Origin of the sequence: Alkalibacillus aidingensis (assembly GCF_014595945.1) — a bacterium.
GTDB classification, from domain to species: Bacteria; Bacillota; Bacilli; order Bacillales; family Alkalibacillaceae; genus Alkalibacillus; species Alkalibacillus aidingensis.
The window spans coordinates 224,974-236,504 of record NZ_JABXWU010000002.1 but is presented as its reverse complement, the minus strand read 5'-3'; the positions used below and the strand labels follow the sequence as shown (position 1 = coordinate 236,504).

13 protein-coding genes are annotated in these 11,531 nt (G+C 37.7%); 6 read left to right on the top strand and 7 right to left on the bottom strand.

The annotated features are described in order from the left end of the window. Window positions 1–103: 103 nt before the first annotated feature. From HWQ49_RS06295 to HWQ49_RS06270, 6 genes are all read left to right on the top strand, one after another. Entirely contained in the window at window positions 104–388 is a 285-nt protein-coding gene (locus tag HWQ49_RS06295) for a YhdT family protein (protein ID WP_188206754.1), read from the top strand. Beyond that, window positions 385–1,827: a sodium/pantothenate symporter gene (gene panF / locus HWQ49_RS06290; protein WP_188206753.1), complete on the top strand. Its 1,443-nt coding sequence runs from the start codon at window positions 385–387 to the stop codon at window positions 1,825–1,827. Before HWQ49_RS06295 ends, panF begins: the two co-directional genes overlap by 4 nt. 12 nt (window positions 1,828–1,839) lie before the next feature. Beyond that, a complete protein-coding gene (locus tag HWQ49_RS06285) occupies window positions 1,840–2,715 on the top strand; it encodes a DUF1028 domain-containing protein (protein WP_188206752.1) in 876 nt (291 codons plus the stop codon). A 144-nt stretch (window positions 2,716–2,859) separates the two neighbouring features. Then, window positions 2,860–3,741, top strand: a complete 882-nt coding sequence (rbsK, locus tag HWQ49_RS06280) for a ribokinase (protein WP_188206751.1) — start codon at window positions 2,860–2,862, stop codon at window positions 3,739–3,741. A 265-nt stretch (window positions 3,742–4,006) separates the two neighbouring features. Beyond that, window positions 4,007–4,468 (top strand): flavin reductase family protein, encoded by a 462-nt coding sequence (locus tag HWQ49_RS06275; protein ID WP_188206750.1) that lies wholly within the window; start codon window positions 4,007–4,009, stop codon window positions 4,466–4,468. A 167-nt stretch (window positions 4,469–4,635) separates the two neighbouring features. Beyond that, on the top strand, window positions 4,636–5,490 hold the full coding sequence (locus tag HWQ49_RS06270) for an alpha/beta fold hydrolase (protein ID WP_188206749.1): 855 nt from the start codon (window positions 4,636–4,638) through the stop codon (window positions 5,488–5,490). 132 nt (window positions 5,491–5,622) lie between these two features. Here HWQ49_RS06270 and HWQ49_RS06265 read toward each other — a convergent pair whose 3' ends face one another. The 7 genes from HWQ49_RS06265 to HWQ49_RS06235 form a co-directional block, all read right to left on the bottom strand. Continuing rightward, window positions 5,623–6,384: a putative hydro-lyase gene (locus HWQ49_RS06265; RefSeq protein WP_188206748.1), complete on the bottom strand. Its 762-nt coding sequence runs from the start codon at window positions 6,382–6,384 to the stop codon at window positions 5,623–5,625. A gap of 30 nt (window positions 6,385–6,414) precedes the next feature. Further along, complete coding sequence (locus HWQ49_RS06260) at window positions 6,415–7,689, bottom strand: TRAP transporter large permease (RefSeq protein WP_188206747.1); 1,275 nt, start codon at window positions 7,687–7,689, stop codon at window positions 6,415–6,417. Beyond that, window positions 7,686–8,144 carry a TRAP transporter small permease gene (locus tag HWQ49_RS06255; RefSeq protein ID WP_188206746.1) on the bottom strand — a complete coding sequence of 153 codons (459 nt, stop codon included), beginning with the start codon at window positions 8,142–8,144 and terminating at the stop codon, window positions 7,686–7,688. The genes HWQ49_RS06260 and HWQ49_RS06255 overlap by 4 nt, the downstream gene beginning before the upstream one ends. Before the next feature lie 92 nt (window positions 8,145–8,236). Further along, window positions 8,237–9,214: a DctP family TRAP transporter solute-binding subunit gene (locus HWQ49_RS06250; RefSeq protein ID WP_188206745.1), complete on the bottom strand. Its 978-nt coding sequence runs from the start codon at window positions 9,212–9,214 to the stop codon at window positions 8,237–8,239. A gap of 21 nt (window positions 9,215–9,235) precedes the next feature. After that, window positions 9,236–10,024, bottom strand: a complete 789-nt coding sequence (locus HWQ49_RS06245; protein WP_188206744.1) for a carbon-nitrogen family hydrolase — start codon at window positions 10,022–10,024, stop codon at window positions 9,236–9,238. 6 nt (window positions 10,025–10,030) lie between these two features. After that, complete coding sequence (locus tag HWQ49_RS06240; protein ID WP_188206743.1) at window positions 10,031–10,711, bottom strand: DUF2848 family protein; 681 nt, start codon at window positions 10,709–10,711, stop codon at window positions 10,031–10,033. A gap of 51 nt (window positions 10,712–10,762) precedes the next feature. After that, on the bottom strand, window positions 10,763–11,422 hold the full coding sequence (locus tag HWQ49_RS06235; protein ID WP_188206742.1) for a GntR family transcriptional regulator: 660 nt from the start codon (window positions 11,420–11,422) through the stop codon (window positions 10,763–10,765). Window positions 11,423–11,531: the final 109 nt, after the last annotated feature.

Genomic DNA, 11,531 nt, shown 5'->3' with positions numbered 1-11,531 from the left:
CACTAAACTTTAACAGAGCCAAATATTAAGTATTAGCATAAATTCTAAATTTTCTTTATACTTAAAACGTGTGTTGATTATGGATCGGGGGAGGGGTGTTACCATGCCGAAGAGAGAAGAGAAAACAGATTGGCGTTTTAACCTTGGGCGAAAAGAAGCGCTAATTGGTTGTGCTTTGGCTGTGTTTAACATCATTTGGTGGTATGGCTTTGCTTATACATTAGGTTCAAAGCCACCAGAAGAATATACATATATCTTAGGTTTTCCCGCTTGGTTTTTCTTTAGCTGTGTAGTGGGGTTTGTTGTTATGGTCGTTTTGGTCATCTTGGTAGTTAAATTGGTACTAGTAGAAGTACCTTTTGATGACGAGGAGGTGGAACGCGAATGAATTGGCAAGTTTTAGTTCCACTTCTGGCGCTATTAGCATTTATATTTTTAATAGGAATATGGTCAAATCGGAAAATGCAGCAGTCTTCTTCATTTTTGACGGATTACTTTTTAGGAAGTCGTGAGTTAGGTGGCTTAGTGTTAGCTATGACCATGGCAGCTACATATGGAAGTGCATCAAGTTTCCTCGGTGGCCCAGGTGCGGCTTATTCGATTGGTCTAGGTTGGGTCCTCTTAGCGATGACACAGGTTGCAACCGGTTATTTTGTGTTACTAGTTTTGGGTAAAAAATTCGCGATTGTCACACGCAAATTTAAGGCTGTCACGCTAATTGACTTTTTAAAAGAGCGTTATGAAAGTAAACCAGTCGTGCTACTTTCTGCTTTTAGTATTGTTATTTTCTTATTTTCAGCGATGGCTGCTCAGTGGATTGGTGGCGCTCATCTTATTCAATCTATCACCGGGCTAAGTTATTTAGGGGCCTTATTTATATTTGCGATTGCTGTTTTAATCTATGTGATTATTGGTGGATTTCGCGCGGTTGCTGTCACGGATGCGACTCAAGGTATCATTATGTTTGTTGGTACGCTAGTATTGCTGATTGGTGTGATTATTGCCGGTGGTGGGATTCCAAATATTATGGCTGATTTGGTAGCCGAGAACCCTAATCTGGTGACGCCGTATGGTCATGATGGTAGTTTATCAGCTGCCTATGTGACATCGTTTTGGATTTTAGTTGGTGTTGGGGTTGTTGGTTTACCACAAGTAGCTGTCCGTGCGATGTCTTATCGTGATGCCCGTTCAATGCATAGAGCGTTGATTATCGGAACCATTGTTGTTGGGTTTATCATGCTTAATATGCATTTAATTGGCGTATTTGCACGCCCAGTACTTCCAGGGATTGAGGCAGCCGATCAGGTCATTCCATTGATTGCTTTAGAAACGTTACCACCATGGGTCGCCGGAATTGTTTTGGCTGCACCATTAGCCGCCATGATGTCCACGGTCGACTCACTATTATTATTAGTAAGTTCATCAGTTGTTAAGGATGTTTATATTAATTACATGAAGCCGAATGCTAGTTATCAACATGTAAAAAAGGTCAGTATTGGTGTCACGGCGGTTATAGGAGTGGTAGTGTTTTTGATGGCGATTGACCCACCTGATCTATTAATCTACTTAAATTTATTTGCATTTGGTGGTTTAGAAGCGGCCTTTATTTGGCCGATTGTTTTAGGGTTGTATTGGAAATATGCCAACAAACATGGGGCGATGGCATCAATGATTGTTGGAATTGGTACGTATATCCCCATTTATCAATATAATGAAACTTACGGACATCTGCTAGGCGTACATGCGGTCACCATTCCCGTCTTTTTATCATTAGTGGCCTTTATTGTCTTTAGTTTAATCAATAAAAGAGAACCGTACTATTTTTAAGGAGGAGAAGTCATGACGAAGGTTCCAAAGGATTTAGTAGCTACATTTTCAATTGTTGGGCGTGATGCCAAAACGGGTGAATTAGGTATTGCTGTCCAATCGAAATTTCTTGGTGTAGGAGCAGTTGTGCCTTGGGCTGAGGCTGGTGTAGGTGCGATTGCTACGCAGTCGATGGCTAATACGGCTTACGGACCAGAAGGATTGCAGTTATTAAGAGGTGGGAAATCAGCTCAAGAAGTATTAGATATGTTAATCGAAAAGGACCCAGATAGAGCGATGCGTCAGGTAGGAATTGTTGATGCTAATGGTGGCGTGGCTACGTATACTGGTGACGGTTGTTATGATTGGGCTGGTGGTAAAACAGGGGACAACTACACCGCTCAAGGAAATATTTTAGTTAGTGAAGAAACGGTACAGGCGATGGGGCAAGGTTTTGAGGAAAAAGAAGGGGAACCTTTGGCTGAACGGTTACTGCATGCCCTAAAACAAGGTCAAGAAGCAGGTGGTGACAGCCGTGGGATGCAATCTGCCGCTCTTTTTATCGTTAGGAAGAAAGGCGGATACGGAGGTTACAATGACCGTATGGTAGATTTAAGGGTTGATGAGCACGCTTCCCCAATTACAGAGCTTGAGCGAATTTATCGCTTGCATCAGTTGTATTTTACGAGAACGAAACAAGAAGATATAGTCGAAATTGATGATGAAATTCGTGAGCAGTTAGAGAAAAAGTTTAAAGCTTTGGGATATTTACACGACGCAACTGATATTACGGATTCACAATTTTATAAGGCATTAGGTAGCTATATTCATTCTGAGAATTTTGAGGAACGTGAGCAGGAGCAAGGAAAAATTGACTGGCAGCTTTATCAATATATACTTATGACCTAGTAAGTAAATGCCTATGCTAGTTTCTAGCATAGGCATTCATTTTGTTTTAATATAGGGTTGGAACTATTTTTCGGAGTATTTCCCGGGAAATGGATGATTATGTCGAAAATATTTGCACCTAACTTACATAAGGAGTTTGATATCATGTCAAAAATTACAGTCATCGGTAGTATTAATATGGATTTAGTCACAACAGCTGAAAAATTCCCGGGGAAAGGTGAGACGATTCTTGGGCAATCTTTTTCAACTATTCCAGGTGGAAAAGGAGCGAATCAGGCGGTTGCTGCCAGTAAACTAGGAGCTGATGTCACATTTATTGGGTGTGTGGGAGATGACCCATTCGCTAAGACTCTGATGGATCATTTTAATAGGCATGGCATTAACACAAATTTTATTAAAAAAATTGAAGGAGAACCAACAGGAGTTGCTTCCATTACCATTGCTGAAGATGATAATAACATCATCGTTGTTTCCGGTGCTAACCAAGCAGTTTCTCCTGAAATGGTCGAACAGCATGAAGATGTCATTGCTGCAAGTGAGACGATCATTTTGCAATTTGAAATCCCAATGGAAACGATTGAAAAAGTGATTGAGGTGGCGTCGAAGCACGGTGTAACTATTATCTTGAATCCCGCACCTGTCCGACCTATTTCATTAGAGGCATTAGAACGGGTTGATTATATAACACCCAACGAGCATGAATTAGCCATTTTATTAGATGATCAAGAGAAGAAAGCCTTCTATGAAAGTCATCGAGAGAAGTTCATTGTTACTCAAGGTGCAGAAGGTGTTGCTTATTATGATGGGGAAGAACATTTAGTACCTGGCTATTCAGTGGAAGTCGTTGACACAACTGGAGCCGGTGATTCATTTAATGGAGCTTTAGCCGTTGCTTTAACGAAGGGAGAATCATTAGAAGAAAGCTGCCGGTTTGGAAATGCTGTTGGTGCACTTGCCGTTAGTAAGTTAGGTGCTCAAACAGGAATGCCGACGTTAGAAGAAGTGAAGCAGTTTCTAAACAAATAGCTAGCTAAACTGTAAGAAGAACTAAAAGAAACGATACGTCCTTGGTTTAGGTGCCAAGGTTTTATTCTCATCTATAAGTTTAGTATGATGAAGGTGTAATTCTAGTAAAATTAGAAGCCTTATGAGTAGAAAATTTCGGTTCTAATAGACCTTAACATCGAACAATCAGTGGCCAATCAGCATAAATAATAACAGACAGATATTATAGGGCGAATTATTATACTCATGTTCGGTACGTCGCATTTGCCAAAAAGGAGAGATTAAGATGGACCCACAAGACTTTCGGAATTGTATGGGGCGGTTTGCAACGGGAGTAACCGTCGTGACTTGTGAAACGAGTGAGGGTACGCACGGTTTCACAGTTAATTCCTTTACTTCAGTTTCTTTAGATCCACCATTAGTCCTTGTATCAGTTGATCGAAATACTCGGGCATTTGAAAAGATGCGTGATAATCACTTTATCGTGAACATATTAAAAGAAGACCAACAAGATGTTGCCATGCATTTTGCTGGTCGTCCAAAAGATGAACTGCCATTTGAATGGGTTCGTTCTCAATACGGACAACGAATTAAGGGAAGCTTAGCCTTTATCGAGTGTTCACCATGGGCTGAGTACGATGGTGGAGATCATGTCTTGTTCCTCGGTAAAGTACATGACTTTGATTATGAAGACGGGGACCCCCTTGTTTTTTATGGTGGAAAATTCTCTAGAATAACGGCTAAATAAATGCTAAATGCAACCCTAATGTCTTAACAAAAGAGGCATTAGGGTTTTTTGTTCTATATTTTACTGATGATCATAAAATATATTAGCTAGAAACGTACTTTGTTTACTAGAACGAAAACGCTGTTTAGCTTGTTAAAGTTGAAAATTGTTAGGTCAGAGGTGTTGGAATGGAAGCTGATATTAAGTTACTTAGTGGAGACTCCATACATATTTGTGAAGTGGGAACTGGGAGACCAACGATCATTTTAGTCCATGGTCTAACCGGAAGCCACAAACAAATGGTACATTATCAAACAGTTCTATCCGAAGACTACCATGTAATTAGTTATGATTTAAGAGGGAGGGGAAAAAGCAGTTCTGCCAATTCTCAACCATCTATTGACGCTCACGTAGGAGACTTAATAGACTTAATCATGACTTTAAATCTCGAATCAGTAGTGCTTGTTGGTTATTCCTTTGGAGCATACATATGTACAAAGGTAGCAGCCATGTGTGAACAAGTACTATCACTCGTTCTACTAGATGGCGCCGGTGTTCCTGATGATGGCCAACTTGATTTACTTTCACCACAATTAAACAGAATGAAGAAAATCTATAATTCGGAAAGCGATTATTTCAATGAATCCCAGCAAGTATATCAATGGCTTAAAGTACAGTGGTCGCCGATGTTAGAAGAAGCCACTCAATATGAAGTGGAAGAAACTGATTTTGGTTGGCGTCATCGATCGAAATCTTATATGATGATGAAAGATTTTAGAAGTTGTTTTGATTTTGATTATCAGAAAATACTACCGAACATTCACGTGCCTGTTTTGTTAGTGAAAGCAACTGGACGATTAGGGAACGGTAGGCCTTTTTATTTGTATGAAGCATATACTGAGTTGGAGAAGACTACACGTGATCTTGAGGTTATGGCTACAGAAGCTAATCATTTTTCACTTGTATTAGAAAGGCAGGAAATGGTTAATCAATTCATGATAAATTTCCTAGAACGCAAAGTTCAAAAGGCTTTAGAAAAATAGTTTCTATTTTAAATGTTGTTTCACAAAACCTAACAAACTTGTCAGAACCATTGTCATAGCGATGGCTATTACCTGTATTTAGTATACAGTCATAAAATTAGGTATTAAAAAAGCTTAGAAAGTCGAGACTTTCTAAGCTCTTAATTTTTCTAATTGATCGGTTATTAACATATGGCCAGGTGCGTGAGAGATTGCTAAAGACGGTTTAGCATTTAAGCATATGTTCTGTGGTGTTACACCACACGCCCAAAAGACTGGCACTCGATGATTTTCAAACTTAATTGACTCACCGTAGTCAGGTTGATTAATATCTTCAATTCCGATCTCTTCAGGATTACCTACATGTACAGGTGATCCATGGGAATTTGAAAATTGGCTCGTAATTTTTATAGCTTTGTCTATTTGGTCTTTTTCAAGCGCTCGCATACTTACGACCATATTACCTTTAAAGATACCAGAGCTGTGACATTCAATATTTGTTTTATACATTGGAACTACTTTGTTTTGTTCCTGATGCAACAGCCTAATGTTGTTTTCTAAAAGTGCCTTTTCGAAGGTGAAACTACAACCAATTAGAAATGTCACTAAATCATCCCGCCAATAGTGTTTGATAGATAATTCTTCACCTACTAAACGACCGTGTTCATAAATATGGTATTTTGGTAAATCGGTTCTTATATCTGCTTCAGCAGTGACTGGTGACCATACACCTGGTTCCAACACCTCTATTATTGGACACGATTTAGGGTTTCGGTTACAGAATAACAAAAATTCAAAAGCATAATCATAAGGTAGAGTTAGCATATTAACCTGCAGGTAGTTAGGACATAATCCAGATGTTGTTGTGATCTGTTTATTGTGCCTAAATAATTGACGTTGCACATGTGGCTCCAAAATTAAGACACCTCTTACTTTTTTGTGTTATTAATCAATAAATTGGACAGGGAATAGAGTGATGTCCGGAATGTAAGTAATGATAATCAAGATCCCAATTAGAATAGCAACCTGTGGTAGTAAGAATTTGAACATTTTCGGTACTGATATTTTAGCTATACTTGATGTGACAAATAAACATACTCCAAGTGGTGGTGTAACCATTCCAATGGTTAAGTTCACCGCTAGGATGATTCCAAAATGAATTGGGTCTATTCCTGCTTGTATGACTAACGGTAATAGTAATGGTGTAAATATTGAAACAGCACTTATTGTATCAATGAATGTACCAGCAATTAATAGAATGATATTAATAATTAATAGTAATAGAATTGGATTATCGGCAACAAAGCCTAAAAGATCAATTAGTTGATTCGGTATTTGATTATATGATAAGAACCAAATAAATAGAGAAGCCCCTCCAATTAAGAATACAATGGCTGACGTTGTTTTAGCAGTTGAAATTAATAATGGCATGATGTCTTTCAGTTTAATTTCACGATAAACAAACATCCCAATAATTAGTGCGTAAACAACGGCAATAACACCAGACTCTGTAGCTGTAAAGACACCTGATACAATACCACCGATAATGATAATCGGCATAATTAGCGCAAGTATGGCATCTTTCCCTCCGATTAGAATCTCTTTAAAAGTGGAGCGACGATCACTTGAGCGATAATTGTACTTTTTGCCAACTATATAGCAGTAAACCATTAGCCCAATTCCCATGAGTAGACCAGGTATAATACCTGCTATAAATAAATCTCCAATTGACACACTTGCTATTACTCCATAGAGAATGAGGACGATGCTCGGAGGAATAATAGGTCCAATAGTTGAAGAGGTAGCTACTAAACTGGCAGAAAATCTAGTGTCGTAGCCATCTTTTTTCATAGCTGGAATCATCATCCCACCAATAGCAGCAGCTGCAGCAATTGCTGTTCCAGTTAGTGCTGCAAAAAACACGCTAGCAAGAACAACGACCATTGCTAGTCCTCCGGGTAAAGGACCAACTAATGTTTTGGAAAAGTCAATCAAACGTCGGGACATCCCACCTTTTGTCATAATTTCACCAGCAAGAATAAACAGTGGGACGGCAACTAATGTAAAACTTTCAATGCCATTAAATATATTCCTTGGGACGTTAATCATTAAGTCAGGATTAGTTAATAAAATACCTAATATCGATACAAAAGTTAACGCAAATGCAATAGGGATTCTAAGTAAAATTAGTATGAATAGTAATCCGATTAGCCAGATCATGAAAACACCTTCTTCAATTGGAAATAAAGCATAAACATTGCACTAATGGGTACTGCCATATAAACATAAGCTTTTTGGATACCCAGAAAGCCAAGTGTCTGACCTGATGTTAGGTTATTACTGACTAGTTGCAGGCCGTAATACAGTAGTGCAACAATAACTGTACCAACTAGGACAAAGTCTAAAACTTTTAAAAATAGATTGAATTTCCCTTTTGCATTCTCAAATAAATCAACCACTAAGTGATCATTTGTTTTAATGATCAATGCAGCTCCAAATAAAACACTATAAACAAAACTAATCATTAAGACTTCTTGCGACCAAGTTAAGGGGGACTTAATGACATACCGGAACAAAACTTGTAGGAATGTAACAAACACTGTAATCCCTAAAAATGTAGAAGTAATAATACGCAAGAAAGCCTCTAAAAAATTGTCTATTTTCTTAAATACCATCATGATCACCTCGATCGAGACCCCAGAATACAAACTTAGATAGAACAGTCTCACCGCTCAATAAGGTGAGACTGTTTCATTATGGTTTGTTGTTATTGTGTAATACGCTCAATTAGTTCTTGTGGAACTTCGTCTGTTAATTCGTCTTTTACATCTTTTGTTGCTTCGCGGAATGCTTCACGATCCGGCTCAGTAAATGTAACGCCTTCGTTTTCAAGCTTTTCAATGATTTCATCTTCTTCTTGAGCTAATAGATCTCTATGATATTCAGTTGTTTCGTCAACTGCTTGTTGAATAGCTTCTTGTTCTTCACTTGTGAAGTCTCCCCAAACGTCATCATTCATCACAACAACTGCAGGTGTATAAGTGTGAGATGTAAGAGCAACGTGACTTTGTACTTCGTAAAAACGCATGGAATCAATTGTTGGTAACGGATTCTCTTGCCCATCTACAACACCTTGGTCTAAAGCTGAATATAACTCATTAAAATCAACAGGTGTTGGACTAGCATCTAAAGCTCGCATATGTTCTTCCCAAACTGGAGCTGGTTGAACACGAATGTCTAGTCCAGTCATATCTTCTGGCACGTTAATCTCATTGACGTCATTAGTAATGTGTCTAAAACCAACTTCCCAATAACCTAAACCTTTCATATTATGGTCAGCAGCTAATTCTAATAACTCCTGCCCAATTTCACCATCTAATGTGTTGTATACGTGTTCTTCGTCATCAAATAGGTACGGAATACCAAATACATTCATTTCTGGAATAGTGTTAGCTATAGCGCTATCTGCTGCAACTGTCGTCATATCAACTGAGCCATCCATGACTTGCTCGACAACATCACCTTCACTACCTAAAGTTGCATTACCATGAATTTCAATTTCAACACTTCCATCAGTGTATTCATCCACTAATTCTTGGAACTTTTCTGATGCTAAATGGTATTGGTGTGAATCTGAACCTGAGTGAGCTAACCTTAAGGTTTGGCTATCATCGCCACTGTCACTGCCACAAGCAGCTAAGATTAATAATAAGCTTGCTAAACAAATACCTAGTAATTTTTTCATTTTTACTTCCCCCTAGAATTTTTATTTATATAAATGTGGAACTCGACTACTAAAAATAGGTACATTTTGACGAACTTCTTTAACCTTCTCTAAATCTAGTGAACTAGCTATCGTTTCTTCTTTATCTTGAGATGCTTTTGCTAATATATCTCCCCAAGGATCTGTAATCATGGAACATCCTGCAAATTCTGTATTGTTATAGGTGCCAATCCGGTTAGAGGACACAACATACATTTGATTTTCAATCGCTCTAGCGACTTGGAGGTGTTGCCAGTGAGCTGTTCTAGCTTCTGGCCACTCAGCAACTACACATAATACTTGAGCTCCATCAAGTGCAAGTGAACGAATAATCTCGGGAAAACGTAAGTCATAACAAATGATAAGCCCAAATTTTAAACCATCTAATTCAAATACTTCAGGTGCTTGATTCCCACCTTGCAGGTAGCTCGGCTCATCAAGCATTGGGACGAGGTGAACTTTATCATATTCATAAATGAGTTCACCAGCTCTATTGATTGCAAAAGCAGAGTTATAGATTCCATCATGCTTTTTATTGGCAATGGAGCCACCAATAATATTCACATTAAACTTATTAGCCAATTGCTGTAAAAATGGGATTGTTGGATTACCATGATCATCTGCAAGCTGATCAAGTTCTGGCAAAGTATACCCAGTTGTCCACATTTCAGGTAATACAATCGTATCTGGATGATTTTTATTCATTTCGTTTTCAATCCAGGTCTGGACTCTCTCTCTATTAGCTTTAGGGTCACCAGGGATGATGTCCATTTGAAATAAAGAAAACTTCATAGCTGTTTAATCCTCCCTTAAGTTGATGATTTTATACGATGTTGAAATTTGGTCATTTCGAATTGGATCATTAAAGCTCATATGAAATTCTTGTCCAAATTTAAACCCATCAAGTAAAGGAACAGTTCCTGCAAAAACAATACTATTTTTAAACTCGATTTGTTTTCCCTTTAGGTAATCAAAAATTTCTTCGATTGGTAGAATGGCAGATACTTTATGTTTCTGATAGTTAACCCACTGACCATTAACTAAGATTTCAGATGTTAATTCTAGTTCATCCCAGTGATCTTTAATATCACTTAATTTCCAAGCTTTACGGGCGAAAGGTTTATCACAAACTTGTTTTGATTTATTAATATCAACTGTTTCTAATTCACGATCGGTATGATCACTTCCTACTGTTACGTAAACATCATCAGGAGATTCTCCGAATATAAAGACAATCTCGGCTTCACCACTAGTTTGATTACCGATAACTTGCATGGTGCCACCTTGGATTAATGATGTTTGACTAACAGGGAAGAGGGTGGGGATCTCCTCAGGTTCTGGAACCCCTATTTCTTTTAGCTCAGCAACGTGTTCTAAGGTTTTTTCCTTATCTCTCCCTGTGTATCCCACACAGTAAGCATGATTGAGTGTAAAGATTCGATCATTTCCTTCTACTTCTACAGAATATTGATTGTGCATAAGTAGCCTCCTTTTGTTAACGCTTTCAATTTTTTGAAAAAATCTAATACACTAGATTTTTTTTACGATCGATTTTGTATTGTTTAAGTGTTCCTCTAAATATTTTGCTGCATGTTCAGAGTTTTGTTCTTTTAAAGCATCAACAATTTTTCTGTGTTCATTAATAACTTCTTTCATTCGACCTTCCTTCATCAATGCTGTATGACCAATTGCTCTGGTTAAGTTATAGATGTCTTGGAAGATCTTCTTAAATAACTGTTGATCAGCAAAATCTAAAATAGTTTCATGAAAAAGTTGATCTAATTCAATATTTCTTACTCGATCATTATTTTCCATGGCATCAATTTGAGAGGTTAATATCGTTTCAAGTTCATCAATTTGTTCTGTTGTCACTTGTTGCGCTAGTTTTCTTAATCCTTCAGATTCCATGGAAATACGTAAGTACATTATTTGGTCTTTTTCACTTTCGGTAATTTGTCTAATTTTATAGCCTTTTCTTTGAATATGGACAAGTAAGCCCTCAGACGTTAATTCTGACAAACTTTCTCTAATAGGTGTCCTTGAAATATCAAAGGCCTCTGCTAATGAAGTTTCTGTAAGAATATCATCAGGTGAGATATGACCTTTTAAGATTGCCTTTTTTAGCTCATCGTAAGCTAGTTCTTTTGATGTCTTATGTTTTTGAATAGGGTTCAAACTTAATTTACTCAAAGCAAACAACCACCTCTGTATGATGTATACATTACACAGCATACAATTATTATGTTTGAATTGTCAATAAAATAAAAATATTTTTTAAAGTTATGTTATGGTGTGTACA

Bases quoted from the DNA above. Each gene is read 5' to 3' on its own strand.
- HWQ49_RS06270 (WP_188206749.1), top strand. From the start codon at position 4,636: ATGGAAGCTGATATTAAGTTACTTAGTGGAGACTCCATACATATTTGT.
- HWQ49_RS06295 (WP_188206754.1), top strand. From the start codon at position 104: ATGCCGAAGAGAGAAGAGAAAACAGATTGGCGTTTTAACCTTGGGCGA.
- HWQ49_RS06275 (WP_188206750.1), top strand. From the start codon at position 4,007: ATGGACCCACAAGACTTTCGGAATTGTATGGGGCGGTTTGCAACGGGA.
- HWQ49_RS06260 (WP_188206747.1), bottom strand. From the start codon at position 7,689: ATGATCTGGCTAATCGGATTACTATTCATACTAATTTTACTTAGAATC.
- HWQ49_RS06285 (WP_188206752.1), top strand. From the start codon at position 1,840: ATGACGAAGGTTCCAAAGGATTTAGTAGCTACATTTTCAATTGTTGGG.
- rbsK (WP_188206751.1), top strand. From the start codon at position 2,860: ATGTCAAAAATTACAGTCATCGGTAGTATTAATATGGATTTAGTCACA.
- HWQ49_RS06255 (WP_188206746.1), bottom strand. From the start codon at position 8,144: ATGGTATTTAAGAAAATAGACAATTTTTTAGAGGCTTTCTTGCGTATT.
- panF (WP_188206753.1), top strand. From the start codon at position 385: ATGAATTGGCAAGTTTTAGTTCCACTTCTGGCGCTATTAGCATTTATA.
- HWQ49_RS06250 (WP_188206745.1), bottom strand. From the start codon at position 9,214: ATGAAAAAATTACTAGGTATTTGTTTAGCAAGCTTATTATTAATCTTA.
- HWQ49_RS06245 (WP_188206744.1), bottom strand. From the start codon at position 10,024: ATGAAGTTTTCTTTATTTCAAATGGACATCATCCCTGGTGACCCTAAA.
- HWQ49_RS06240 (WP_188206743.1), bottom strand. From the start codon at position 10,711: ATGCACAATCAATATTCTGTAGAAGTAGAAGGAAATGATCGAATCTTT.